The sequence below is a fragment of the Microbacterium sp. bgisy207 genome (assembly GCF_057706855.1).
This window is the reverse complement of the sequence record NZ_JBYIPB010000002.1, coordinates 68,085-94,381: the sequence shown is the minus strand read 5'-3', so window position 1 is coordinate 94,381 and position 26,297 is coordinate 68,085. Positions and strand designations below refer to the sequence as shown.

Sequence of the window (26,297 nt, the reverse complement as noted above, 5' to 3'; positions counted from 1 at the left end):
GTCAGCCGGGCAGAAACCTCACGGAGCCGGGGGTCACCGTCACACGGACGGCGGCCCCCGGCTTCAGTCGTGCAGGATCGTAGGCATCCCACGGCACGTCGACCGCGACCCGCACGCCCGACCCGGCCGCAGCGGTCTGCGATCCGACGGCGTCGGTCTGCACCCGTATCGAGCCCGTCCCCTGGTCCAGACGGACGATCCGGGCCACCCACGACACGGCACGGGAGCCCTCCGCATCCCGGATGGCGGCGACCGGAGTCGAGGGGCGGTCGACAAGCTCGATCGTCGCCGCGTCAGGACGGAAGACCGCGGCCGCGGGTCCCCGGAGCCCGGGCGCCGGGATTCGGATAGGCCCGGCCCGCCACACCCCTTCCCGCGCGGTGCCCTCGACGCGCACGACGCCCGCAAGCGCTGCCGCAAAGCCCGTCGCCGGTGACTGCAGAACCTCGCGCACCGGGCCGTCCTGTGTGACGCGGCCTCCCTCGATGATCACGAGCCGATCGGCGAGCGCGGCGGCGTCGACCGCGTCGTGTGTGACGAGGATCGTCGTGCCGATCAGGTGCTCGGCCAGCAGAGCGCGGATGTCGGCCACGGTCTCGGCATCCAGCGATGACAGCGGCTCATCGAGCAGCACGAGCTCGGGGCCGATCACGAGAGCGCGTGCCAGCGCGACGCGCTGCTGCTGACCACCGGAGAGCTCTGCAGGGCGGCGGTCCCCGAGGCCGGCCATTCCCACCCGATCGAGCCATGCGCGCGCCACGTCCGCGGCCGCCGGCCGCGATCGGCCCCGCGCTCGAAGGCCGAACGCGATGTTCTGCGCAACTGTGAGGTGCGGAAACAGCAGCGGGTCCTGCCCTAGCAGCACGGCACCGCGCTCCATGGGGGCGACGTGCAGGGCGGGGCGACCGGACGCGGCAAGAGCGCGGGCGCCCAGACGGATGCTGCCGGCATCCAGGCGCGTGAAGCCGGCGAGTGTGCTCAGGAGCGTCGATTTCCCGGCGCCGCTGGGCCCCATGACAGCCACCCGCTCCCCCGGCGCGACCTCCAGGGCGACATCCAGCCGGAAACCGGCACGGTCGACGACGATCCCGGCGGCCACCGCACCGTGCGCAGTCATCGCACACCTCCCGCACGCCACCCGCGAACCAGCACGAGCACGATGAGCGCGGTCGCCAGCAGCAGCACCGAGAGGGCGACGGCGGTCGACGGCGCCACCCCCGCCCCGTTGAACGCCGTGTAGATGGCAAGAGGCATCGTCTGGGTGACGCCGGGAGCATTCCCGGCGAACAATGCGGTCGCACCGAACTCACCGATCGCTCGCGCGAAGCTCAGGACGACGCCCGCGACGAGGCCAGGGGCCGCAAGGGGCAACGTCACGCGCCGCAGGATCGTCCACCGGCTGGCGCCGAGTCCCGCGGCAGTCTCCTCGAATGCGGTACCGGTGGTTCGCAGCGCTCCCTCGACGGCGAGCACGAGGAAGGGCAGCGCGACAAAGGTCTGAGCCATCACGACCGCCGGTGTGGTGAACGGCAGCGGGATGCCCGCCTCGGCCAGCGGGCCCCCGATCCAGCCGTTTCGACCGAACAGGTACAGCAACGCAACACCGCCCACCATCGGAGGCAGCACGAGCGGAATGGTGACGAGGGCCCGCATCGCCGCCGCGGCACGGGACCTCGAACGGGCGATCAGGATCGCGAGGGGGACCCCGAGCACGAGGCACAGCCCGGTTGCCGCGGCGCCGGTCCCCAGAGAGAGGGCGAGGGCCGAGAGCGCCTGCGGCGAGGTGATGTCGTGCCAGAACGTCGTCCACTGCACGCGCGCCACCAGCGCAGCCAGGGGGAGCAGGAGGAACAGGAGTCCGACGACCGCGGGCACCAGCAGAGTCCGTGGCGCGAGCCAGGATCGTGTCGATGCGCTGTCCGAGCTGCCCACGCTTCCCGTCACGCCGGTCACGGGCTACCGAATCCCGCGGTCGCGAGGATGCGCTGCCCCGCCGGGCCCCGCACGTAGGCGACGAAGGCCGTCGCGGCGTCGGGAGCCCCGGCATCGGCAAGCGGCGCGATCCAATATCGGTTGACGACGGCGCCGGCTCCCGACGGTACGATCGCATCGACGTCGCCTCGGCCGGCGGCATCCGTCGCGTAGACCACCCCCGCGTCCGCCTCTCCCGCTGCCACCTTGGTGACCACGGCGGTGACGTTCTGCTCGAAACTCGCCGGCGTGACGGTCACCCCCGCGTTGCGAAGAAGGGCCTCGGACGCGGCGCCGCACGGCACCTCGCTCGCGCACAGGACGACAGCCAGATCGGGCGACGCGAGGTCCGAGAGACCAGTGACCCCACCCGGGTTGCCGGCGGGAACGACCAGGACGAGGGTGTTCGACGCGAACGGCTCGGGGGCGGCGGCGAGTCCGGCGTCCGCGACTCGGGCCATCGTCGCATCGTTGGCCGACGCGAACACGTCGACCGGCGCGCCCTCGACGATCTGGGTGGCGAGGGTCGATGAGCCGTCGTAGATGATCGGGGACACAGCGATGCCGGGGTTGTCCGCCTCGAAGCGTCGCGCGATCTCATCGAAGGCCCCCTGCAGGGACGCGGCTGCGGCAACCGTGAGGTGGTCCGCTCGCTCACCGGGCTCCCCCGAGCGCGTGCCCTGACCCGGCGCCGCACACCCGCCGGCCGCGAGGAGCAGCACGGCACTGAGCGCGAGAGTGAACGGGCGGGCGCCACGAGCAGGCGGCATCAGCTTCTCGGGGTCTCGACGATGACCGTCGTCGCTTTGACGACCGCCGTGGCAAGCGCACCGACCTCGAGGCCGAGCTCGTGCACGGCCTCGGCCGACATGAGCGAAACGACCCGGTGGGGGCCGGACTGGATGTCGACCTGCGCCATCACACCGTCCACCTGGATCCTCGTGACCAACCCCACGAAACGGTTTCGGGCGCTGGAGAGGACGTCGCGGGGGTCGCCGCCGGCCTGCGCGATCTCCACTGCGCGCCGCGCGAGGGCGTCGCCCGCGATCGCCGTCGGAGCATCGCCGGTTGTCGCAAGCACGCCGTTATCGATCCACCGCCGGACGGTGTCGTCGCTGACACCGAGAAGCCGGGCGGCTTCGGAGACCCGGTAGGTGCGCACGGGACGATCGTAACATCCGCATCCTCGGTGACTTTCGTCCCCTGGGAACGCACATGCGGGCCTCTCTTCCCATTCCCCCCGCATCAGCGCTCGCAAGACTCCCGCTTCCACGAGCGCTGAGCACGGGACCTTTGGCACGGCGTCAGCGAGGCAGAGCCGGCGGATCATGGGGCAGACTCGAAGAATGCCCTCTCAGCCGGATGCCGCACCGCCGCAGCCGGATGCCGCGGCGGTGCCGAGGGCGCCGCGTCAGCGCCCGGTCGATCCACGACTGCTGCGCTACGCCGCCAGCTCGCGCGGGTTCTTCGCACTGATCGGTCTCATCGGACTCGCACAGACGCTCACGATCATCTCCTTCGCGTGGTTCCTCACTGCCGGCATCGTGGGAGCCATCGACGGACAACCGCTGACCGACCTCGCGCCCGCGCTCGCCGCGCTCGGCGCGACGATCGTCATCCGGGCGATGCTCATGTGGGCGCGTGAGGCCGCCTCGTCCCGCGCCGCCGCTCGGGTCGAGAGCGAACTGCGCGCACACCTCATCGAGGCCGTCGGCAAGCTCGGTCCCGAGTGGCTCTCGACACGCAACACCGCTCAACTCGCCGTGACCGCAGGTCGTGGTCTGGACGCCCTCGACGCCTACTTCGGCCGTTATCTGCCACAACTCGTGCTGACCGCGATCGCCACACCGATCCTCGTGGCGATCATGTGGTGGCAGGACTGGCTGAGCGGACTGACCGTTCTGCTGACGCTCCCCCTCATCCCCGTCTTCATGGTGCTCATCGGACTGGCCACGCGCGCTGTGCAGCAGCGACAGTGGCGAACGCTCGGGCACCTCGCCGCGCGATTCAGTGACACCGTGCAAGGCTTGTCCACGCTCAAAGTGTTCGGGCGCCAGTACCGCGCCGCCGACTCGATTGAGGGCGTCACGACGAGGTACCGGCGCGAGACGATGAAGGTCCTGCGCGTGTCGTTCCTCTCGGGTTTCATGCTTGAGTTCCTCGCTTCCATCGCCGTTGCGATCGTGGCGGTCACGATCGGGTTCCGGCTCCTCGACGGCTCACTCACCCTCGCGGTGGGCCTGTTCGTCCTGCTCCTGGCCCCGGAGGCGTATCTCCCCCTGCGCCAGGTGGGGGTCCAGTTCCACGCGGCAGCAGAAGGCGTCGCCGCGACAGACGACATCTTCACGGTGCTGGATGCCGCGGCATCCGTGGCGGACTCGGCGGCAGCTCCCGTGACATCGCCTCCGCCCGTGGGAGTGCTGGAGGTTCGTGAGCTGCGGGTGCGGCGCGGCGAGCGTGTGCTGCCCCCCGTGTCGTTCGCGGTCGCGCCGCGGCGTGTGGTGCTCTTGGAGGGACCGAGCGGAGCGGGCAAATCCAGCATCCTGGCCGCCCTGCGCGGCGCAGCCTCGTTCGACGGCATCGCGCGGATCGACGGCGTGGACGTTCGCGATCTCCCCGCGGCGCAGTGGCTTGCCTGGGCAGGTCAGAACGCCGGACTGGTGTCGGCCACCGTCGCCGACAACGTCGCTCTCGGCGACAGCGCCCCCGACCCCACGCTGATCGAGAGGTCCCTGGAACTCGCGTGCGCAGAGGAGATCTCGCCGGGCCTCGAGCTCGGAGTGCAGGGGGCAGGACTGTCCGGCGGTCAGGCCCAGCGAGTCGCGGTGGCACGGGCGTTCTACCGCCACCTGCGCGGCGCCGCGCCGGTGATCGCCCTCGATGAGCCCAGCGCGGCACTCGATGCCCAGACGGAGGCGCGACTGTGGGCATCCGTTCGGGCGCTGGCGGACGCCGGCGCCGCAGTCCTCCTCGTGTCGCACCGCGAGAGCGCGCGCCGGATCGCGGATGAGGTCGTCGGCCTCATCCCGAGCGAGGTGATCGCATGACGACGGCACGCGACGTTCTCCGCGGTGCCATGCCGCCCGCCCGCCGGTTCTGGCCGGGCGCAGCATCCGCCTTCATCTCCGAGGCGTCGGCCATCGGATTGCTCGCGACCAGCGCGTGGCTCATCGTCCGCTCGAGCGAAATGGTGCCGGTCCTCTACATCTCCGTCGCCGTCGTCGGCGTGCGTTTCTTCGCCCTGACCCGCTCGGTGTTCCGCTACCTCGACCGGCTGGCCGGCCACGACGCCGCACTGCGTCAGCTCGCCGCGACCCGCACCGATATGGTGCGCCGCCTCATCCCGCTCGCTCCCGACGGCCTCACCCGCACACGACGCGGCTCCGTCCTCGGCGCGCTCGTGGACGACGTCGACGATCTCCAGAACCTGCCGCTGCGGGTGGTCCAGCCGTTGGTCGCATCGGCCACCGTCGCGCTGGCGGCCGTCATCCTCGTGATGCTCATCTCGTGGCCCGCGGGACTCACTCTGCTGGCCTGCCTCGCGGTGGCCGCGGTCGCGGCGGTCGGCTGGGGCTGGGTCGCTGGCGCCCGCGCAGAACGCGCGATCGCGCCGCTGCGCGCGCGATTGGCCGATGCCCTCCTCGACCACGTCGGCAGCCTGGACGTGCTCCTGGCCTATGGCGCCGTGGACGAGAGTCGAGCCCGGATCCGTGAGGCCGACCGGCTGCTGCGCCGCGCCGTGATCCGCCGCGCCGGCGCGCAGGCCGGGACAGCCGGCATCGTGTCGCTGCTGGCCGGCGCCGCGTCGCTCGCGGCGATTCTCGTCACAGCTCCTGCGGCAGCGGCAGGAACACTCAGCGGGCCGAATCTGGCCGTCGCCGTCCTCGTACCGATGGCGGTCTTCGAGGTGTTCGCCGCAGTTCCGCTCGCGGCGGCAGCGTGGCGACAGGTCCGCGCGTCCGCAGAGCGCATCGCCGACTCGCTTCCCGCCGAGCCTCCCGCGGGTATCGTCCGTGACGAACCGGAAGCGACCGGGACCGGGCCCGCGCTCGGTAAGGGCATCGTCCTGCGGGATCTGTCCGCGACCTGGCCCCACACCGACACGGCCGCGCTGCGCCAGATCACGCTCGAGATCCGTGCCGGCGAGCGCCTCCTGGTGGTCGGATCCTCCGGCTCGGGCAAGTCCACGCTCGCGCACGCACTGGTCCGTTTCCTCGACAGCGACGGCGAGTACCGCATCGGCGAGACGGATGCGCATGCCATCGCCTCCGACGACCTGCGCCGCACCGTCGGACTGTGCGAGCAGAACCCCATGCTCTTCGACGAGGACATCCGACAGAACCTGCTCTTTGCGCGGGAGGACGCCACGGATGCGGAGCTCGAGGCCGCCCTCGAGCGGGTCGGGCTCGGCCCCTGGCTACGCGAACGCGGCGGGCTGGATGCGCGCGTCGGTGAACGCGGACAGCTGGTATCCGGCGGACAGGCGCAGCGCATCGCACTGGCCCGCGCTCTGCTGCACGGGTTCCCCGTCCTCGTGCTCGACGAGCCCACGGCGGGAGTGGACCCCGCGGCATCCGACGCCCTGCTCACCGACCTGCTGTCGGCGGTCGAACCGCACCAGTGCCTCATCCTGATCTCCCACGTCACGGTGCCGGAGGGCCTGGTCGACCGCGTCGTGCGGCTCGATCGAGGGGCTCTGGTCTAGCCCGGGGCACGATCGGAGGGCTCGGGTCTAGACCTGGGCACGATCGGTGTCGTCGACGGTCTCCGCCGCAGCGGCGATGCGGTTGGCCATGCCTCGGAAGATGAACCCGTGAAACGGCAGCACCGCGAACCAGTAGAGCCGCCCAGCGAGTCCGTGAGGGAAGAACACAGCGCGCTGGTCGTAGCGCGAGCCCGTGTCGGTGGGTGTCGCGCGCAACTCCAGCCAGGCAAGCCCGGGCACCTTCATCTCGGCGCGCAGCCGCAGGAAGCTGCCATGATCGATCGCCTCGACACGCCAGAAGTCGAGCGCGTCCCCCGCGGAAAGACGGCCCTTGCTCCGTCGCCCCCGTTGCAGACCCACGCCTCCGACGAGCCGGTCCATCCACCCACGGATCGCCCACAACAGCGGTGACGAGTACCACCCGTTCTGACCGCCGATCCCCTCGATGACCCGCCACAGCGCGGATGCAGGCGCCGACGTCGTCGCGGACCGCTCATCGACGAAGACGACCTGCCCGGCCCATTCGGGGTCGCTGGGGAGCGGACTCGAGGGGACATCGAGAAGCTCCGTGTCCGCCCAGCTCGTCTCGACCGTGTCTTCCTTCTCGCGGCTCAGAGCGAGGGCTACAGCATCCCGATATCGCAGCAATCCGTCCTCGGGACGAGGAATCAGGTCGTCGACGGCCCAGGACCTCACGACGCAGTCGACCTGAAGTGACTCGACGAGCGGACGCGCAATCGCCGCCGGGATCGGCGTGACCAGATTGACCCACAAGGATGCCAGCCTCGGCGTCAACACCGGCAATGCGGCGATAGCTCGCTGCGGGAGTCCTGCCACGACGGCGTACCCGTTCATCATCTGCCCGTAGCGAAGCACATCGGGTCCGCCGATGTCGACGGCGGCGTTGACATCGGGAGGGACGCGTGCCGCACCGAGCAGGTAGTGCAGCACGTCGCGCACCGAGATCGGTTGGATGCGGTTACGTACCCACTTCGGGGCCGGCATGTAGGGAAGCACATCGGTCAGGTGCCGGACCATCTCGAAGGATGCCGACCCCGACCCGATCACGACGCCCGCCTGGAGCACAAGGGTCGGAACACCCGAGTCCAGCAGGATCTGCCCGACCTCGACTCGGCTGCGAAGATGCGGCGACAGGGGTGCATCGTCGGGGTGGAGCCCGCCGAGATAGACGATGCGGGCGACGGATGCCCGGGCAGCAGCGTCCGCGACCGTTCGCGCGACGTCACGGTCGGTCTGCTCGAACGCACCGCCGGACATCATCGAGTGGATGAGGTAGTAGAGCACATCGACATCACGCACGGCTTCTGCAACCGCATCCGGGTCTTTCGCGTCCCCCGCGACGATCTCTACCCGCTCTCCCCAGGAGAACGCCGCGACCCGCTCGGGATGCCGCGCCAGGACACGGACCCGATACCCCGCGTTCAGCAGCCGCGGAACGAGACGCCCGCCGAGGTACCCGGTCGCTCCCAGCACGAGTGCCAGCGGCTTCTCCCCGCCCGGCCGGGGGTGGGCGACGAGCGCGGGCTCCAGTCCCGTAGGGGCGGTGAGATCGTCCACACCTGCAGGCTAACGCGGTCAGGAGGGCTCGGGGTCATCCAGTGTCCATCCGAAGGCCTGGGCTCCCTCGTGCGACGGCAGCCGCGCGAACCCGAGGCGATCGTAGAAGGCCAGCGCCGGGGCGTTGGACGCGTCGGCGACCAGATGCACGCCGGTGACGCCGCGCTCGCGAAGCACTCCGAGGAGGGTGTCGATCAGGCGCCGCCCCCAGCCCTGACCTTGCAGGTCCGGCAGCAGGTCGATGTGCAGGTGCGCAGGGTACGTGTCGCCGTACGGCTCCGCCCCCGCCCGCCGGCCCGCGGCGTAACGCAGGATGTCTGCGGTGCGCCGGACGCGGGGATCTGCACGGTTCTCGGCGAGGCGGTGCGCCCATCGCGCTGCCCGCTCGGGCCACCAGGTCGTGGCGAACCAGTCCTCGAAGGAGCGGGTGTCGGGTGCGCACACGAGATAGCCCGACGGGGATCCGTCCGTCTCGACGACGAGTGCCAGGTCCGGATGCCGAACCACGTACGGGTTCAGGAACACGTCCGGCCAGATCTCGTCGTCGATGAGCACCCCGCTCGCATCGCGCCCGGCGTCAGCGGTGCGGATGCACACGGACGCGAGCGCCGACGCGTCATCCTCGCGAAAGGCTCGGATCCTGGCCACGCACCGATCGTAGACGCCCCCTGGCCCGCCCGCGGCGAGACTGCGAGGATGGTCGAGTGAGGACGATCAGGTGACACGCACCGCCGAGATCCTGCAGCGCATCGCCCGGCCGGTGCGCGACCTGTTGCGTGCTCTGCTGGCTCCCCTCACGCGAACCCGCCTGTTCCGGGCCGCGGGCCCGCGGGTCCTGCCCCCGATCGAGCGCGTCTTCACGGTCCTCAGCCGCGGACGCGTCCAGCTCAGCGCCGTCCTGGTCCCGTCGCTGGTCCTCCACACAACGGGGGCCAAGAGCGGGCTGCCCCGAGACGTCCCCCTGATGTACACCCCGGACGGACAGGGACGCGCGATCGTGGCGGGAACCAACTTCGCCGGCCAACGCCACCCAGCGTGGACGGCGAATCTCCTCGCACATCCGGATGCCGCCATCACGGTCCGAGGGCGGCGAATGCTCGTGCACGCCACGGTCATCGCGGACGACGAGAGGGATGCCGCGTGGGCACGCATCGAGTCCCAGTGGCCCGGGTATCGGGCGTACGAACGCGAATCTCCTCGCACGGTGCGGCTGTTCCGCCTCCAGCCCGTACGGGCATACGCGTCCGTCGCGTCCGAGGATCCCGCTACGGGGTGAGAGCCTGCACCGTCCGCGGTCGCACGATCAACCACAGGGCCAGGACGGCGATGACGCCGCATCCGACCATGACCGATGCCATGGTCGTGGCGGTGATCCCCGCGCTGGATGAAAGCCAGCCCACAAGAGGCGACACGGCGCCCGCCACACCAAAGTTGACCGCACCGAGAATGGATGCTGCTGTTCCCGCTGCCTTGCCGTGACGGTCGAGGGCGAGCACCTGCACGCAGGGGAACCCGAAGCCGACGGCGGTGATGAACAGGAAGAGGGGCACCATGGTGCCCCAGAGACCGAGCCCGAGGCTGTCGGCGACCACGATCGCTGCGCCGAAGACGACCGTGCCGGCGGTCGAGAACGCCAGAACCCACTGGGGGCCGAAGCGAGCGGCCAACCGCGAGGCCGCCTGCACTCCGAACACGATTCCGAGCGAGTTCACGGCAAAGAGCAGTCCGTACGCCTGGGGGTCGAATCCGTAGCTCTCCTGGAACAGGAACGGCGAGGCCGACAGGTACGAGAACAGACCGCTGAAGTTCATGCCGCCGATCACGAGGACCCCGAGGAACACGCGGTCGCTGAGCACGGAGCGGTACCGTTGCCGCGCGGTCGTGCTGCCCTTCTCGTGACGTCGAGCCGGAGGCAGCGTCTCGGGGATGATGAAGATCGTGCTGACAAGCATCACGATCCCGTAGAGCGCCAGGACGATGAAGATCCCCTGCCAGGGCATGACGATCAGCAGCGCCGACCCGATGAGGGGCGCGACGACCGGGGCAACGCCGCTGACAAGCGCGAGGCGACTGAGCATGATGACCAGGCGCTTTCCGCCGAACAGGTCGCGCACGATCGCCATGGCGACGACGCCGCCGGCTGCGGCACCGACCCCCATGAAGAATCGAGCGGCGCCGAGGGTGAGAAGCGTCGGCGCAAGGGCGGCGGCGGCGCTGGCGAGCACGTGCAACGCCGTGACCGCGATCAGCGGCAGGCGCCGCCCCACCTTGTCGCTGAGCGGCCCCACCACGAGCTGACCGACCGCGAAGCCGATCATGGTTCCCGTCAGAGTCAGCTGGATCGCCGCCGATGTGGTCTGGAAGTCCGCCTCGAGCACCGGGAAGGCAGGAAGGTAGAGGTCGATCGTGAACGGGCCGAGCGCGGTCAGCGCGCCCAGAAGGATGATGTAGAGCACCCGGCGGCGCGCGGGAATCGCATCGCCCGGGTGCAGCATGACCGGCGCAGTCGCCGGGTTCGCTCCCAGGGTACGGATCGCTCCTGTCGATGTGTGGGAGTGAGGTGGCGAAGGCTGCGCGTGCTCGGCGGCGGTGTTCTCGGCGGCGGAGGCTCGGCGGCGCGGCAGCGGGATGGTGGCGGAGTCGGGCACGGTTTCCGTTCAGGCTCGCAACAGGCGAGAAAGTCGAATCGATTCGACTCCATGATACCCGATGCTGTTGCCCGGGAGACCGGACGCGAGAATGGGGCGCCCCGCAGGACGCCCCATTCTCTGCGGATCCGAAGGATCAGCCCTTCGTGGATCCTGCGAGCAGACCTCGCACGAAGTACCTCTGCAGCGAGAAGAACACGATGAGCGGAACGATGATCGCCACGAACGCACCCGCCGTGAGCAGCTGCCACTCGTTGCCGCGGGTACCGGTGATCTCTGCCAGGAGCTTCGTGATCGGTGCGACAGGGCCGTCCGCGAAGATCAACGCCACGAGCAGGTCGTTCCAGACCCACAGGAACTGGAAGATGGCGAACGACGCGAGCGCCGGCATCGTCAGGGGCAGAACGATCCGGAAGAAGATCTGCCCCCGTGATGCGCCATCCACGCGAGCAGCCTCGATGATGTCGGCGGGAATCTGCGACATGAAGTTGTGCAGCAGATAGATCGCCAGCGGCAGAGCGAACATCGAGTGGGCGATCCAGACCTGCGCGTAGCCGCCCGAGACGCCCAGCGGACCGGTGATCTGTACCCCGAAGAAGTTCAGTCCTCGAGAGAACGAGCTCAGCAGCGGGATCAGCGCCATCTGGATCGGCACGATCTGCAACGCGAACACGAAGATGAACAGCCAGTCCCGGCCTTTGAAGTCGATCCACGAGAACGCGTACGCGGCAAACGCTGCGAGCGTGAGCGGAACGATCGTTGCAGGAATCGTGATGGCGATCGAGTTGATGAACGCCTCGGCCATCGTCAGCTGCGTGTTACCCGCCTGCAGCACCTGGATGTAGTTCTCGAGCGTGACCTGCGGGTCGGTGAAGAACGTCCACCAGCCCGTCGTCTTGATCTGCTGCTCGGGCCGGAACGACGAGATCAACAGACCGAAGGTGGGAATCGTCCAGGCGACCGCGATGATGATGGAGGCGACTGTCGCCCAGGGCTTGGACAGGACCTTTCGAGCACGTCCCGCCCGTCCGGAGCCGCCGCCTTGCGAGCGGCGCATCCCGCGTTCGAGTTCCTTCTCCGTCTCCTTGTCGATCGGGAGATCGATCGGCATAACCTCGCTCATCGGATCTCCTTCTGCTTGCGGATCTGCCGGGCGTTGTAGATGACGATCGGCAGCACCAGGAGGAACAGGATGACGGCGAAGGCAGCGCTACGCCCCGCCTCGAACTTCGTGAACTGGGTGTACATCTCGTTCGCGATGACAGAGGTTCCGAAGTTCCCACCGGTCATGGTGCGGACGATGTCGAACACCTTCAGCGAGGCGATGGAAATCGTGGTCAGCACGACGATGATCGCGGGGCTGATCGCCGGCACCGTCACGTTGATGAAGCGCTGCCAGGCGTTCGTGCCATCGAGCTGGGCCGCCTCGAGCTGCTCGGTCGGCACACCCTTGATGGCAGCCGAGAGGATCACCATCGCGAAACCGGTCTGCACCCAGATGAGCACGACGATCAGGAAGAAGGTGTTCCACGGCTCCGTCAGCAGCCACTGCTGCGGTTCACCGCCGAACCACACCACGATCTGGTTGAGCAGACCGATCTGAGTGAACTCGGGACCACGGTAGGCGTACACGAAGTTCCAGATGATGCTCGCGCCGACGAAGGAGATCGCCATCGGCATGAACACCAGAACCTTGTAGATCTTCTCGCCCCGCGTCTTGTCGATGAAGACCGCATAGGCCAGTCCGACGACGGTGGACACCGTCGGGGCGATGAGCACCCAGATGATGGTGTTGACGACGGTGCGGATGCCGTCGGGCTGGGTGAAGATCCAGACGAAGTTGTCGAAACCGACGAAGCTGTTGCCCGCAGCGTTCATGAACGATGCGACGAAGGTCTGGATCGACGGGAGGATGAGGCCGATCAGCAGCAGCAGCGCTGCCGGTGTCATGAAGGCCACGAGCTGGATGAAGTACCCCTTGCCGTTTCGCGAGCGATAGTCGATCACGAAGAAGAGGCCGCCGATGAGCGCAGCGACGATCGCTGCCCACCAGACGGAGTTGAACAGGACCACCGTGACGACCGGGATGAGCACGCACATCGCGAGCCGTATCCAGGTGTAGACGGGCCCGGAACGGGGCGCAATGTCGACGAGGAAGAGGATCAGGCCGATCACCGCGAGGAATGCAACGACCACGACGATCGCTTGCAGAATCGGGTGCATCGTGCCGACCCAGCTGAAGAAGGCGGTCACGTCGCTCCTTTCGAGTACAGCAGTGGACTCGCTCGAATCCTAGCCAGGAAAGCGGCAGAGGGGCCGCCCCGCCTGAGCGAGGCGGCCCCTCTGTGATCAGTGTCAGCTGGCGGGCCAGCCGGCTTCGATCTGGGCGGTGACCTCCTCGACGGGGGTACCGCTGATCCACGAGACCATGCCCTTCCAGAAGGTCCCGGCGCCGACAGCGCTGGGCATCAGGTCGGATGCGTCGAACCGGAACGTGGTGTTCGGGTCCTGCAGGATCTCGATCGCCTGCGTCAGGATGCCCGACGAGGCGTTGGCCGGGTCGAGGCCCGAGTTGGCCGAGATGACGCCGCCGAGCGACACACGGTTGTTCGCCCACTCCGGGCTCGACAGGTACTCGAGCACGGCCTGCGTGTCGGACTCGTCGTTGAACGCACCGACGATCTCACCGCCACCGGTGACGGCCGGAGCGCCGGCTTCCTGACCGGGCATGATGAACGCCCACACATCGCCGTCCTCGGCGACCACGCCGCCGGCATCCTCGATGAACCCGGTGAAGAACGACGCCTGGTGGTGCAGCGCGCACTCGCCAGAGACGAGGGCAGCAGCAGGGTCGCCGAACTCGGTCGAGTTGATCGACTGCACGTCACCGAAACCGGCGTTGACGTACTCGGGGTTGAGCAGGTACTCACCGGTCGCGTTGAACGCATCGATGATCGGCTGGTCGGTGAACTTCACCTCGTTGGCCACCCACTGGTCGTAGACCTCGGGTCCCGAGTCGCGCAGCACCATGTCCTCGACCCAGTCGGTGCCGGGCCAACCGGTGGCATCACCCGAGCCGAAGCCCGCGCACCACGGCGCCTTGCCCGTCGTCGACTGGATCGTTTGGGTGACGTCCATCAGCTCGTCGAGCGTCGTGGGGACCTCGAGGCCCCACTCGGCGAACTTCGCCGGCTGGTACCAGATGAAGCCCTTGACGGATGCCATCAACGGCGCACCGTAAAGGGTGCCGTCGACGGTGCCGTACGCGGCCCAGTCCTCCGACCAGTAGTCTGCGACGTTCTGCTGAACGCCCTCGGGCGCCGGCACGAGGTACCCACGCGAGGCGAGGTCTGCGAGCAGACCCGGCTGCGGGAAGATCGCGATGTCGGGCGGGTTCCCTCCCTGTGCCCGGATGCCGATCTGCGACTCGAACTCCTTCGAGGCTTCGTACTGAATGTCGATGCCCGACTCCTCTTCGAAGTCAGCCCACGACTGGTCGAGCAGTTCGGCCTCGGTATCCGAGATCGTGCCGTAGATCGTGACGACGTTGTCGACGTCGCCGCCGCCACCGTCGCCGCCGTCGCTCGCGCAGCCGGCCAGCGCGATACCGGCGACGCCGGCCATCGCCACCGCGCCGAGCATCTTGTGACGCTGTGTCATGCCCATATGAATGACTCCTCCTCGTTGAGCGCAGACATGGTTCCTTCGTAAGAGCCTCTCCGGAACCGCTTCCATGACACCGTAGCGCCCTCTTCTCAACCGCACAACAGATGGACCATCACGACCAGATAACTGCGCATGGGAGCGCTCTTCTGACTACGTCCATAGTGACTGTCCACGCAACAATCTTGTGGAACCGGTTCCCTTTTTCGGGCCCCGTCCTTTAGCCTGTCTCTACAAGAGATCGACGGCTGATCGCACTTCGGGTGTCGAGAATCGCCGACAGCTCTGGAAGGTGCGAGGACGTGAGCGGCATCGAGGACGTAGCCCGGGCGGCGGGCGTCTCGAAAGCGACGGCCAGCCGTGCGCTGACGGGACACGGGTACGTCGCTGCAGCCACGCGTGAACGCGTGGTCCGCGTGGCGCACGAGATGGGCTACGTGCCATCCTCGAGCGCGGCCAGCCTTGCGACCGGACGCACACGCAACGTGGGCGTCGTGATGCCGTATCTGAACAGGTGGTTCTTCGCCGAGGTGTTGGAGGGCATCCAAGAGGTCCTGCTCGAGTCGGGATACGACCTCACGCTCTACGACGCCAAGCCGGGCACGGAGGGGCGCCGACGCGTCTTCGACGACTTCCTTGCCAGAAAGCGCTTCGACGGCTTGATCGCGGTGGGCCTCGAACCCGACCACCACGAACTCGAGCGCCTTGTCGCGATCGGTCGGCCGGTCGTCAGCGTGGTGGCGATCGGCGACAACGCCGGCGTCGTGCGACTGGATGACGAGCACGCCGCCCGGCGCGCAACCGCCCACCTGATCGAGCTCGGGCACACCAGGATCACCTTCCTCGGTGGCGTCTCCCTCTCCCGGGGGCCTCACGTCGACCGCGCACGCTTGGCGGGCTACCAGGCGACGATGACGGAGGCGGGACTTGCCGCGACACATGTGCGCTCAGAAGTGACCCTGCCCGGCGGCTACGCAGCGGCCGTCGATCTCCTCGGCGATCCCGAGCGACGTCCGACAGCGCTCGTGGCCACCTGCGACGAGGTGGCCATCGGTGCGATCATCGCCGCTCGGCGACTGGGCATCCCCGTGCCGGGGTCGCTGAGTGTCGTCGGAATCGACAACCACGAGTTCGCCGAGATGTTCGCCCTCACGACGCTCGAGCAGTCACCGCGGCAACAGGGCATCCAGGGAGCGCAGATGCTGCTCTCCCAGCTCGAGGACCCGGCCCAGCCGCCGCGGGACGTCAGCATCCAGGCGCGCCTGATCGTACGGAGCTCCACAGCTCCCCCACCGGGAACGCCGTCGGTGACCGTCGGCGTCGGCGTATCGCCCTGACCGGTAGCACACCGCGTTCGGTCATACGCCCGACGTTCTCTGAGACACCCCGGAGCGCGCGGTGGCTCACCGGAATGACGGGCTCTCGTGTGGCAGGCCGACGCCGGAGACGCCGGAGTTCCGGCATCCACGCAAGACGGATGCCGGAACTTCGGTTGGTGGGGCCTAGGCGTGTGCGCGTGTTCCGCGGCGACGGATGACGACAAGCGCGAGTCCGCCCAACAACGCTGCCGCGGCCGCCCACGGCAGGAGGTTGACCGACTGCGCGGTGCCGCCGGTCGCGGCCAGCGCCTCGACCTGCACGTATACCCACCCGATCACCGCTCCGGTTGAATCGGTCACGACCAGGCGGTGTGTGCCGACCGGCATGTCGGCCGGAACAGTGAACGTCGCCGTCCCGGCAGCGCTCACCACCGCCGTCCCCAGGTAAGTGGGCGTCGAGAACAACCAGCCCTCAACCGTCTGCCCTGCATACGGGATGCCGACCGTGATCGTCACCGCCTGACCCTGCTCGAACGTCGTCCCGCCCTGCGGCGCGATCGCCCCCTGCTTCTCCGGCGTCAACGCACCCTCCGCCGGCGGGTTCGACCCACCGGTTTCGCCGGGCGTCGGCGTGGGCTCGGTCGTCACCTCACCGGTCACGGTGACGGCCGCACGAACCGTCGTGCCGCTGGGCTCGACGTTCACGATGATCTCGCTCGTGTCGGCGGCATCGGCAGGAACCGTCAGCTCCACGGATGCCGTGCCGTTGACGACCGGCACCGGGTCGAACACCGCGGTACTGCCGGCGAACGAGACCAGCGCTGTCGTGTTCTGGGGGGCTCCGAGCGAGGTCAGGTTCAGCCCGCTGACAGCGAACGTCGTGGTCGACCCGCGTGTGATCGTGTCAGCCAAGCCCGTGATCTGCGCGCTGCGCGAGGCGAAGTCGGGTGCCAGCGGGGAGTTGTCGCCAAGGTATTCGATCCATGCGTCGCGGTCGATCAGGCCCGAGTCGCGGGTGTCGGTTCCCTCGGTCAGCACGGTGAAGTTGTCGCCGCCCTGGAGCAGGAAGTTGAACGATCCGACCCGGTACTCGGCATCCATCACGATCGGCTGCCCGTCGATCCAGATCCCGGTGATCCGGTCACCCTTCGCCCGCGAGGCGTCGTACGTGTAGAACACGTTCTCCGACACGCCCAGCTGCAGGTACGGACGCGACGCGCCCTCCGGCTGCCACTGCTGCTCCAGCACAGCCTTGAACTGCGCACCGGTCAGCGTCGTGGTCCACAGGTTGTTCACGAACGGCAACACCGCATTGGCCTCGGCATAGGTGATGACCCCGTCATCGCCGCGCAGCAGATCCGCCCGAAGACCGCCCGGGTTCACCAGACCGATCTGCGCACCTCCTCGCAGCGGGTCCGACAGCGACGCAACCAGTGCATCTGCAACAAGGTTCCCGAGCGTCGACTGTGCCATGCGGTTATCCCGCGTACCCCCCGTCCACACACCGTCGACATAGGAGCCGCCGGCGAACGCGGTCGTGATGTCGGCGCTCACTGACCCGACAGGCTCATTGCCCACCTCGGCCGCGTCAGCCAGCGCGTCATCCACGATCGTCTTCACCTCAGCCACGCGGGGGAAGGTGTTGACCAGGTCGGTCTCGGAGTCGGTCGTGCGCTTCACGTTCCGCGACTCGTACGAGAGGACCTCACCCGAGTTCGGGTCGACATCGAGGGTGACCTGACCGATGTTCTCGCCGTACGAACCGGTCTGCAGAACCGGGCGCGTCCCGTCCTCACCGGGAATCGGGCCGTCCCACGCGTATTCCTTGTGCGTGTGTCCGGTGAAGATCACATCCACCGCCGCGGAGGTGTCGGTCACGATCCGTGCGAACGCACCGCCCGCGGCGATCTCCTCCTCGATCGTCGCGCCCTCCTTCACCCCGTCGACCGAGCCCTCGTGGTACTCAGCGATGATCACATCGGCCTCACCGTTCTCCGCGTTCCCGTCCGACAGCTGCGCCGCGACACGGTTCACCGCCTCCACCGGGTCACCGAAATCGATCGTCGAGATGCCGCCCGGCGAGACCAGCGACGGCGTCTCCTCCGTCACCGCACCGACCACCGCGACAGTCACGCCATCCACATCGAACAGCGCGTACTCATCGAACACCGGCGTCTGGGTGCCCTTCTCGTACACGTTGGCACCCAGGTAGGGGAAGTCCGCAGCGTCGCTCACGCGACCCTGAAGATCACCCAGACCCTTGTCGAACTCGTGGTTACCCACAGCCGAGGCCGCCAGATCCAGCGCGTTGAGCACATCGATCGTCGGCTTGTCCTGGAACAGCGACGATGCGAACAACGACGCACCGATGTTGTCACCGGCCGACAGGAACAGCGTGTTCGCCTCGCCATACGCGGCACGCAACTGCTCGATCGTTCCCGCGAACTCCACCGTGTTGCCATCGATACGCCCGTGGAAGTCGTTGATGTTCAACAGGGTGAGCTCGATCGGAGCATTCGGGTCGACCAGATCGATACCCACCACGATCGGGTCGTGATCGCTCGAACGGTAGGGCGAGACCTCGTAGAAGTCGGTCGCGTTGTAGTTGTAGCGGCTGTACTCGAGAGCGATCGACTCGCCCGAGTTGATGTTCCAGATGTCCTCACCGGTCACCATCGACAGCGCCGCCTCCGACGCGAAGATGTGATCGAGCGAGCCTGATTGACCCGAGAACGAGTAGCTGTACTCGCCGGTCCGCGCTCCGAGGTCCGTGTAACCGGCCGCGAGGATCTCCCGTGCCGGGTCTTCCTTGCTGTAGGCGTTGAAGTCGCCCAACAGGAACACGTTCTCGGTTCCGGCGTCCGTCGACACCTCGTCGGCGAATTCGATGAGGGCCTGCGCCTGGCGCACGCGGTCGGCGTTGTACGCCCCCTGCCCGTCACCCTGGTCGGCGTTGTCTCCGCTCGCGCCCGACGAGCTCTTGGACTTGAAGTGGTTGACGATCGCGACGAATTGCGCCTCGGTCTCACCCGGTGCGGCAAACGCCTGTGCGAGCGGCTGTCGCGCGTTGGCGAACGCATCGGAGTCGGTCAGGACGACCGAGTCACCGATCGGGGCAACGGCGGCGTTCTTGTAGATGAACGCCGTGCGGATGACATCCTGGGCCGACAGGTCCGGCAGCGCCTCGGCCGCAGGCGAGGGGACGTAGGACCAGTCGTCCGAGCCGAGGTCGGCGTTGAGCGCGTCGACGAGTGCGGCCAGCGCAGCATCGCGGTCCTGGCCGAACTTCGCCGAGTTCTCGATCTCTTCGAGCGAAACGACTTCAGCGTTCAGCCCGTTGATCGCCTCGACGATCTTGGCCTGCTGGCGCTGCAGGTTCTCGTCGTTCGCGGCACCGCGCGGGCCGTCATCGCCGCATCGGTTGACCGTGATGGGGTTGCCCGCGCGGTCGGTGTAGAACGAGCTGCATCCGGCGTCTTCACCGGTCGTGGTGAAGTAGTTCAGGACGTTGAACGACGCGAGCTGGATGTCGCCTCCGACGGCATCCGGCGCAGCCGTGCGCACGTCGCTGAACTGAGCAGGAAGCGTGCCACCGGCGACAAGCTGCTCGGTCGGCTGGAGCTTCCACACGCTGTTGCGGAACTCGAACACGACAGGCTGGGTGAACGTGACATCCGCGCCGACCGTCACCGTCGTGTCGGTGAGGTACGGCAGCGGGATCGCCTTGTTGGCGTTGCTGAAGAAGTTGATCGAGGCGCCGTCATCGAGCGTGACCGCGCGCGGCGGCATCAGCGACAGCGGCGGCGTACTCGTCAGTCCCGGGGGCACCGACCTCGGTCGGCACAAGGATCGGCGTCTCGCCGACGGCGAGCCCGATCTCGGCGTACTGGTTGGTCGTGTAGGTGTTGGTGACCGTGTAGTCGCCGGCAGGAGCGAGCAGCATGCCCTCGAGGCTCTCGCGCTGACTCTCGGTCGCGGGGACCACCACGTCGGCGGGCGTGATGGTCGCACCGCTGTCTGGCAGCACCGTGACGCCGTCGGCGGATGCTGAGATCTCGGTCGTTCCGTTGTACTCGCTGACCGCGCCGGTCACCTGGACCTCGTCGCCGATCTCCACCTTCGCGGTGGCGGCCGACCCGTAGACGAAGATCGCGGATGATGCGTCGTGCGTTCCGAGGTCGATGGCGCCACCGGTACCCGGCGTCTGAATGTAGAAGCCGTTGTAGCCACCGGTCGGGTATGCGGCGGTGACGACACCGGTCGTGGTCACGGTCTGGCCGACGAGCGGACTCGCGTCGGACGTGCCCTGGATCTCGGAGATCGGCAGCGCAGATGCCGTCGGCGTCGGGGATGGCTCGCCGGTCGGCGAGGCTGTGGGCTCGGGCGAGGTCTCCGTAGGGGTGGGCGTCGGCTCGGGCTCGGCGCCACCGGATGACTGCGGGGTCACCGTCGTCGTGACGGAGAAGTCCGCGGAGTTGTCATCGGTGTCGACGTGGTCGGTTCGCACGAGCGCGTTGGCTGTCGAGTTACCGCCGGCGTCGGGGCCGACCGCCGTCTCGTACGTGTTCGCCGATCCGTATCCCAGGAGGTCGACGATGTCGTCGTTGCCGGTGATCGAGCCGGTGCTGAGCGTGACAGCGGTGTCGACGTCGGCGAGCCACACGACACCGTTCTGTCCGCCAGGGTTGAAGCTCGTCACGAGGTCAGCGTCGGGCAGCGCCGCACCGTTGCTGCCGTTGCTGCCGCCCTGGACGAGGAAGTAGTCACCCGGCTCGATCGTGCCGCTGAGCTTGACGACAGAAGACGGCGCCTCGGTGCCGGACGCGGAGCGATACTGCAGCGACCACCCATCGAGGCTCTGGGCACTGTCTCCCGCGTTGTAGAGCTCGATGAACTTGTTGGTGTAAGGAGCCCCCGAGCTCCCGCCCTTCAGGTAGGCCTCGTTGATGATGACATCCGCGCCCGTTGCAGCGACCGCAGAAACCGGCACGGCAAGGCCGGTGAGAGCGAGCGCGACACTGGCCGCAACAGCGGCAAGTCGACGCGGAGAGGCGTTCTGAGTGATCGACATGATTCTCCCGAGTGGTCCCCGATACGGACGCGCCCACGCTATGAATCCAAAGCGGACGGCTCGCCGACCGAGCAGTGTCGTGGAGGTGAACGCGGCGAGTCGAAAGGATGGATCGGCGTGTCCTCGACGCAACACCCGCAGGCGCGAACCGACACCTTCGCGCACCAACCCACCGGCTTCTTCGACCGAAAGGTGAGGGTCCGTGCTCAATCGTGCGGGTTCGCGTGATGACCGACGGCGAAGGCCGGCCGCTACAGTGGTGCCGTGAGCGAGACAACGACCGACACTGCCGCGGTCGAGCCGACGGGGGACGCCGCCCGTCGACCCGTCATCGTGGCGCTGGCCGTCGCGTTCGTGTATGTCACGGGACTGCTGGACATCCTGCTCGGCATCCTGGTCTTGCTGAGCCGCTACGATCAGTCGAACTCAGGCGACGTCCTCACGGTGTCGCTCATCGGGGCAGCGATCATCCTCTTCGGGCTGCTGATCATCGGGATCGCCTCCGGCGTCGCGCGCGGTAGCCGACTGTCGCGGATCGCGCTGACCCTGTACCTGGCGATTCAGGTACCGCTTCATGCCTTGGCCATCGCCGCCGCGGACCTCGACTGGATCGCGATGATCCAGCTCGCTCTGGAGGTCTTCACCCTCGTCGTGCTGTGGCTTCCGCCGACGAACCGCTTCTTCCGCGCCGCCGCCGCGAAGCGGTAGCGGGTGCCCCACCCGCTGTTCGTGCCGCCGTGTCGCGCGCCACGAAGCGGCGGTGGATGAACCGCACGATCTCGACGCCACCGATCGTCGCAACGATCACCGCGGTCAGCAGGTAGGCGGCATCCTCGCCCGGGTCCACGAGCTGGAAGAACTCGGTCGCGAGCGGGATCGAGAAGATCAGCACGAGCCCGATGAACATCGCGCCGATCACCAGTCCCTTGAAGCGATTGATGGGCCGCGAGAGGACCGTGAGGATCCAGATCCCGACGATCGCGAGGATGATGGTCGCTCCGGTGCGCAGCTGGGTCTCGTCGACTCCGAGCGACTGCGCGCCCAGTGTGTAGATCGTGAGGCCGGCGCCGACCACGACACCGGCGGGGATGGCAAAGCTCAGAGAGCGACGCAAGAACCCCGGAATGTACCGCTGGCGATTGGGCATGAGGGCCAAGAAGAACGCCGGGATCCCGATCGTCAGCCCGTCGGTGATCGACAGCTGCCGGGGCAGGAACGGGAACTGCAACATGAGGATGCCGAAGACGATCGAGAGCACGAAGATGTAGGCGGTCTTGGTGAGGAAGAGCATCGAGACGCGCTCGATATTGGCGATCACCTGGCGACCTTCCGCGACGACATCCGGCAGGTGCGAGAACTGTCCGTCCAACAGCACCAGACGCGCGACGGCCTTCGTAGCTGCAGCGCCGGAGTTCATCGCGATGCCGATGTCGGCGGTCTTGATCGCGAGCGCGTCGTTCACACCGTCGCCGGTCATGGCCACCGTGTGGCCGCGCGACTGCAGGGCGGTCACCATCCGCTTCTTCTGTTCGGGGGTGACGCGTCCGAACACGTGGTAGTTCTCGAGGACGTCAGCGAGCTCCTCGTCGTCGTCTGGCAGCTCCCGCGCGTCGTACCCTTCGGGAGCGTCGACCCCGACCTCACGTGCGATCGCCGCGACCGTCCGGGGGTTGTCCCCCGAGATGACCCGGATGCCGACCCCCTGCTCGCGGAAATAGGACAGCGTCTGCGCAGCATCCGGCCGCACCTGCTCACGGAAGGTGAGCACGACGATCGGGACGAGGTCGTCCGGAAGGCGCTCCGCATCGGCCTGCTCCGGCGAGATCGGATGCGGAGAGTGGCCGAGCACGAGAGTGCGGCGGCCTGTTGCCGCAAGCTGGGCCACACGCGACCCGAGGGGCATGTCCGGTCTGGACTCCGCCGGGAAGACCATCTCGGGCGCACCGAGCACCCACGACCCCGCCGGCCCGTCGGCGAACGACACGGCACTCCACTTGCGGGCCGAGGAGAACGGGATGACCGCTCCCGGTGCGAGAATCCGCTCCAGCGGGTAGGGATCGCGCAAGCACCGCGCCGTGGCGTTTGCCGCCGGGTCCGCCCCATACCAGGCCAACGCCTCCCCCCACCCGGTCGCACTCTCCGCACCGACGGGGTGGACCGCGTCGAACTCGATCTCGCCAGCGGTGAGCGTGCCGGTCTTGTCGAGGCACACCACGTCGACGCGGGCCAACCCTTCGACCGCCGGTAACTCATTGACGAGCACCTGGCGACCGGCGAGCTTGGCCGCGCCGACCGCGAACGCGATGCTCGTCATGAGCACGAGACCGAGCGGGATCATGGCGGTGACCGCCGCGATGGTGTTGACGGCGGCCTGGACCCAGTCGCCGCTCTCCCACGCCGCCGCCCAGCCGCCGAAGACCATCATCTGCGCGTTCAGCACGAGAAGGCCGATGGGCCCGATCGCCCAGCCCACGACGCGCAGCACGAGGTTGATCGAGGAACGCAGCTCGCTCGAGACGAGCGAGAAGCGCTTCGCCTCGGCCGCGAAGCGGTTCGCGTAGGAATCCGCGCCGACGCGGACGACCCGCGCCATCCCCTCACCGGCCACGACGATGGACCCGGACAGGGCTTCGTCGCCTGGGTGCTTGTCGACGGCATCCGACTCTCCGGTGAGCATCGACTCGTCGACCTGCAGTCCCCGCGCGTGCACGACCTCGGCGTCGGCCGCGATCTGGTCGCCCGCCCGCAAGACCAGGATGTCGTCGATGACGACCTCGGTCGGGTGGATCTCGCTCTCGGTGGACTCGCGGATGACGCGGGCGGTCGGGGCGTTGAGGAGGGCGAGCCGGTCGAGCGCTGCCTTGGCGCGGAACTCCTGCCACGCGCCGATGATCGTGTTGGCGAGGGCGCTGAGCCCGAAGATCGCATCTTGCCACCGGCCGAGCACGAGGAGGACCGCGAAACAGGACCCGACGATCGCGTTGAAGATCGTGAAGACGTTGGCGCGGATGATGCTGCCGATGCTGCGACTCGAGTCGGCCTGATAGGCGTTGGTCCGACCATCCGCGACCCGCTGCGCGACCTCCGCTGTCGTCAGACCGGTGATTTCGATGGTGTCCGGATCCCGGGTCGGCTCTGGTCCGGGCTGCGTCGCCGCGTCGGTGGCGCTGGTCATGCGTTCACCCTAGCGGGCCGGGCGTGAGCGATCCGGGGACGAAACGACGGAGACTCCGGATGCCGCAGCATCCGGAGTCTCCGGGAAGAAGTCGCGAGGGACTTACTTGAGGGTGACGCTGGCGCCGGCCTCTTCCAGAGCGGCCTTCGCCTTCTCGGCGGTCTCCTTGTTCGCGCCCTCGAGGACGGCCTTGGGAGCGCCGTCGACGACAGCCTTGGCCTCGCCGAGGCCGAGCGAGGTGAGCTCGCGGACGACCTTGATGACCTGGATCTTCTTGTCGCCGGCAGCCTCGAGGATGACGTCGAACGAGTCCTTCTCCTCCTCGGCGGCGGCTTCGCCGGCACCACCGGCGGGGGCGCCGGCAGCGGCGACCGCGACGGGCGCGGCGGCGGTGACGTCGAAGGTCTCCTCGAACGCCTTGACGAACTCGGAGAGCTCGATGAGGGTGAGCTCCTTGAACGCGTCGAGCAGCTCTTCAGTGCTGAGCTTTGCCATGATGATTCTCCTTGATGGGTTGGTTATCGCCGGGGCCCGACTCAGGCCGCGGACTCCTGCTTCTCGCGCAGCGCGTCGACCGTGCGAACGGCCTTGGACGGCAGCGCGTTGAAGACGAATGCTGCCTTGGTCATCGAGGCCTTCATCGCGCCGGCGAGCTTCGCCAGCAGGACTTCACGGCTCTCGAGGTCGGCGAGCTTGTTGACCTCATCCGCGCTCAGGGGGGAACCGTCGAAGTATCCGCCCTTGATCACGAGAAGAGGGTGTGCCTTGGCGAAGGCGCGCAGTCCCTTCGCGACGGTGACGGGGTCACCGTGCACGAACGCGATAGCCGAAGGCCCCTTGAGGTCCTCATCCATCGACGTGATCCCCGCGTTGTGCGCGGCGATCTTGGAGAGCGTGTTCTTCACCACGGCGTACTCGGCGTCCTGACGGATCGCGTTGCGGAGCTCCTTGAGCTCCGCAACCGTCAGACCGCGGTACTCGGTGAGCAGAACGGCGGTCGAGTCCTCGAAGTTCTTCGTGAGCTCGGCAACCGTCGCTTCCTTCTGCGCCATGGCCACTCCTTGTGTCTTGTGCACGTTCCGCGGTGGCGGAACGTGAGCCTCTGCCCCCGGACAACGAAAAAAGCTCCGGCGCAAGCGCACGGAGCTTCGGCCCGGAACGGGCGTGGTTCGTGTCACCTGCGCGGGCCCCTGTCGGCCTCCGTACGGAGGCTGTCCAGTGCTTCGGTCGACGTGCATCTTCACGCACGCCGATGACCGGCGGTCTTCGGCTTCCCCCAGTGTACGCGCCTGGCCTGCGCCCCGACAAATCGCACCACCGCCCTTCCCGCCCGGTCGTGGTTCTGGGCGTGTACGGGAGGTGCACGTCGTCGTCCGCGCATAGGGTCGAGGGGTGACCCCGGAACTGGCAGCGCGCATCGTCGCCGACTCGCGCGACCGGGTGGCATGGGTTCGGGCGCGCTCTCGCGGCATCACGGCCACGGATGTCGCCGCACTGACCTCCGAGCGGGCCATCCCCCGCGCCGCGGACGCCAAGCTCATGGGTTCGGGGTTCTCGGGGAACGCCTACACGGCACACGGTCGGCTCAGGGAGCCCGAGATCGCACGATGGGTCGCCGCGACGCACGGCATCCTCCCCTCGTCCGCGCTCTTTCACGCCGAGGTCGAGAAGCGACACCTCGCGACGCCCGACGGCCTCATGGTCGACGCCCAGGGTCGCGTGGTGCTCGCGGAGATCAAGACCACGAAGAAACCGTGGCGGAGCATCCCCCGCTCGTATCTGCGGCAGGTGTGGTGGCAACAGCACGTCCTCGGGGCCGAGCGGACCCTGGTCGCCTGGGAGGAGCACGACGGATTCGTGCCGGTCGGCGACGAGCCGCGCTGCGCCTGGGTGGACCGCGACGAGACCGAGATCGCTCGCTTGGTCGCACTGGCGACGGCGCTCATCGACGAGCTGTACCTGCGGACCCAGCGCGCGCGAGCGGTCAGGCCGGATGTGCCGGAGCCACGCCAGCCCTACCGGGCGCTGGCGCTGTCGGACTGAGCGCACCCGCCCCAGGGACACCGCCGCGGGCGGTGTTCTCGCGCACTCCAGCCTTGGTTGACTCGTGTCAACTATCGCCATATAGTTGACTTCTGTCAATCGAATGGATGCGTCCCGCATCCAT

General features: G+C 68.1%; 21 protein-coding genes. 6 read left to right on the top strand and 15 right to left on the bottom strand.

Features of this window, described 5'->3' with window-relative positions; translation table 11 throughout:
• Position 1: 1 nt before the first annotated feature.
• From AC3ENO_RS02095 to AC3ENO_RS02080, 4 genes are read right to left on the bottom strand one after another with little or no spacing between them, the layout of a single operon-like run.
• Complete coding sequence (locus tag AC3ENO_RS02095; protein WP_434968951.1) at positions 2-1,117, bottom strand: sulfate/molybdate ABC transporter ATP-binding protein; 1,116 nt, start codon at positions 1,115-1,117, stop codon at positions 2-4.
• Complete coding sequence (locus AC3ENO_RS02090) at positions 1,114-1,932, bottom strand: ABC transporter permease (protein WP_434968950.1); 819 nt, start codon at positions 1,930-1,932, stop codon at positions 1,114-1,116. The genes AC3ENO_RS02095 and AC3ENO_RS02090 overlap by 4 nt, the downstream gene beginning before the upstream one ends.
• A 17-nt stretch (positions 1,933-1,949) precedes the next feature.
• Entirely contained in the window at positions 1,950-2,741 is a 792-nt protein-coding gene (modA, locus tag AC3ENO_RS02085; RefSeq protein WP_434968949.1) for a molybdate ABC transporter substrate-binding protein, read from the bottom strand.
• Positions 2,741-3,133, bottom strand: coding sequence for a TOBE domain-containing protein (locus tag AC3ENO_RS02080; RefSeq protein WP_434968948.1), 393 nt, complete (start codon positions 3,131-3,133; stop codon positions 2,741-2,743). Before AC3ENO_RS02080 ends, modA begins: the two co-directional genes overlap by 1 nt.
• Before the next feature lie 184 nt (positions 3,134-3,317).
• Between AC3ENO_RS02080 and cydD the strand changes: the two genes are divergently transcribed.
• Both cydD and cydC read left to right on the top strand, forming a co-directional pair.
• Positions 3,318-5,018 carry a thiol reductant ABC exporter subunit CydD gene (gene cydD / locus AC3ENO_RS02075; protein ID WP_434968946.1) on the top strand — a complete coding sequence of 567 codons (1,701 nt, stop codon included), beginning with the start codon at positions 3,318-3,320 and terminating at the stop codon, positions 5,016-5,018.
• Positions 5,015-6,676: a thiol reductant ABC exporter subunit CydC gene (cydC, locus tag AC3ENO_RS02070; RefSeq protein WP_434968945.1), complete on the top strand. Its 1,662-nt coding sequence runs from the start codon at positions 5,015-5,017 to the stop codon at positions 6,674-6,676. Before cydD ends, cydC begins: the two co-directional genes overlap by 4 nt.
• 27 nt (positions 6,677-6,703) lie before the next feature.
• Here the strand turns inward: cydC and AC3ENO_RS02065 are convergent, their stop codons facing one another.
• The gene (locus AC3ENO_RS02065) at positions 6,704-8,254 is read right to left on the bottom strand and encodes an SDR family oxidoreductase (protein WP_434968944.1); all 1,551 of its coding nucleotides are present in this window, start codon (positions 8,252-8,254) and stop codon (positions 6,704-6,706) included.
• Between the two features lie 18 nt (positions 8,255-8,272).
• Positions 8,273-8,902, bottom strand: coding sequence for a GNAT family N-acetyltransferase (locus AC3ENO_RS02060; RefSeq protein ID WP_434968943.1), 630 nt, complete (start codon positions 8,900-8,902; stop codon positions 8,273-8,275).
• Between the two features lie 70 nt (positions 8,903-8,972).
• Between AC3ENO_RS02060 and AC3ENO_RS02055 the strand changes: the two genes are divergently transcribed.
• Complete coding sequence (locus tag AC3ENO_RS02055; RefSeq protein WP_434968942.1) at positions 8,973-9,530, top strand: nitroreductase family deazaflavin-dependent oxidoreductase; 558 nt, start codon at positions 8,973-8,975, stop codon at positions 9,528-9,530.
• Here AC3ENO_RS02055 and AC3ENO_RS02050 read toward each other — a convergent pair.
• From AC3ENO_RS02050 to AC3ENO_RS02035, 4 genes are all read right to left on the bottom strand, one after another.
• Positions 9,520-10,749 (bottom strand): multidrug effflux MFS transporter, encoded by a 1,230-nt coding sequence (locus AC3ENO_RS02050; RefSeq protein ID WP_434969147.1) that lies wholly within the window; start codon positions 10,747-10,749, stop codon positions 9,520-9,522. The genes AC3ENO_RS02055 and AC3ENO_RS02050 overlap by 11 nt on opposite strands.
• 289 nt (positions 10,750-11,038) lie before the next feature.
• Positions 11,039-12,025 carry a carbohydrate ABC transporter permease gene (locus AC3ENO_RS02045; RefSeq protein WP_434968941.1) on the bottom strand — a complete coding sequence of 329 codons (987 nt, stop codon included), beginning with the start codon at positions 12,023-12,025 and terminating at the stop codon, positions 11,039-11,041.
• The gene (locus AC3ENO_RS02040; RefSeq protein WP_434968940.1) at positions 12,022-13,155 is read right to left on the bottom strand and encodes a carbohydrate ABC transporter permease; all 1,134 of its coding nucleotides are present in this window, start codon (positions 13,153-13,155) and stop codon (positions 12,022-12,024) included. Before AC3ENO_RS02040 ends, AC3ENO_RS02045 begins: the two co-directional genes overlap by 4 nt.
• Positions 13,156-13,257: 102 nt before the next feature.
• Complete coding sequence (locus AC3ENO_RS02035; RefSeq protein WP_434968939.1) at positions 13,258-14,568, bottom strand: ABC transporter substrate-binding protein; 1,311 nt, start codon at positions 14,566-14,568, stop codon at positions 13,258-13,260.
• A gap of 299 nt (positions 14,569-14,867) precedes the next feature.
• Between AC3ENO_RS02035 and AC3ENO_RS02030 the strand changes: the two genes are divergently transcribed.
• Positions 14,868-15,902 (top strand): LacI family DNA-binding transcriptional regulator, encoded by a 1,035-nt coding sequence (locus AC3ENO_RS02030; RefSeq protein WP_434968938.1) that lies wholly within the window; start codon positions 14,868-14,870, stop codon positions 15,900-15,902.
• Between the two features lie 165 nt (positions 15,903-16,067).
• Here the strand turns inward: AC3ENO_RS02030 and AC3ENO_RS02025 are convergent, their stop codons facing one another.
• Both AC3ENO_RS02025 and AC3ENO_RS02020 read right to left on the bottom strand, forming a co-directional pair.
• Positions 16,068-19,712: an ExeM/NucH family extracellular endonuclease gene (locus AC3ENO_RS02025; protein WP_434968937.1), complete on the bottom strand. Its 3,645-nt coding sequence runs from the start codon at positions 19,710-19,712 to the stop codon at positions 16,068-16,070.
• Positions 19,645-20,955 (bottom strand): lamin tail domain-containing protein, encoded by a 1,311-nt coding sequence (locus tag AC3ENO_RS02020; protein WP_434968936.1) that lies wholly within the window; start codon positions 20,953-20,955, stop codon positions 19,645-19,647. The genes AC3ENO_RS02025 and AC3ENO_RS02020 overlap by 68 nt, the downstream gene beginning before the upstream one ends.
• 264 nt (positions 20,956-21,219) lie before the next feature.
• Between AC3ENO_RS02020 and AC3ENO_RS02015 the strand changes: the two genes are divergently transcribed.
• On the top strand, positions 21,220-21,663 hold the full coding sequence (locus AC3ENO_RS02015; RefSeq protein WP_434968935.1) for a hypothetical protein: 444 nt from the start codon (positions 21,220-21,222) through the stop codon (positions 21,661-21,663).
• Here AC3ENO_RS02015 and AC3ENO_RS02010 read toward each other — a convergent pair.
• From AC3ENO_RS02010 to rplJ, 3 genes are all read right to left on the bottom strand, one after another.
• Positions 21,596-24,130, bottom strand: coding sequence for an HAD-IC family P-type ATPase (locus AC3ENO_RS02010; RefSeq protein ID WP_434968934.1), 2,535 nt, complete (start codon positions 24,128-24,130; stop codon positions 21,596-21,598). The two genes, AC3ENO_RS02015 and AC3ENO_RS02010, sit on opposite strands and share 68 nt — an antisense overlap.
• A 102-nt stretch (positions 24,131-24,232) precedes the next feature.
• The gene (rplL, locus tag AC3ENO_RS02005; RefSeq protein ID WP_434968933.1) at positions 24,233-24,625 is read right to left on the bottom strand and encodes a 50S ribosomal protein L7/L12; all 393 of its coding nucleotides are present in this window, start codon (positions 24,623-24,625) and stop codon (positions 24,233-24,235) included.
• Between the two features lie 41 nt (positions 24,626-24,666).
• Positions 24,667-25,182, bottom strand: a complete 516-nt coding sequence (rplJ, locus tag AC3ENO_RS02000) for a 50S ribosomal protein L10 (protein ID WP_434968932.1) — start codon at positions 25,180-25,182, stop codon at positions 24,667-24,669.
• A 340-nt stretch (positions 25,183-25,522) separates the two neighbouring features.
• Here rplJ and AC3ENO_RS01995 point away from each other — a divergent pair, with 340 nt between their 5' ends.
• Positions 25,523-26,173, top strand: a complete 651-nt coding sequence (locus tag AC3ENO_RS01995; RefSeq protein ID WP_434968931.1) for a YqaJ viral recombinase family protein — start codon at positions 25,523-25,525, stop codon at positions 26,171-26,173.
• Positions 26,174-26,297 lie beyond the last annotated feature (124 nt).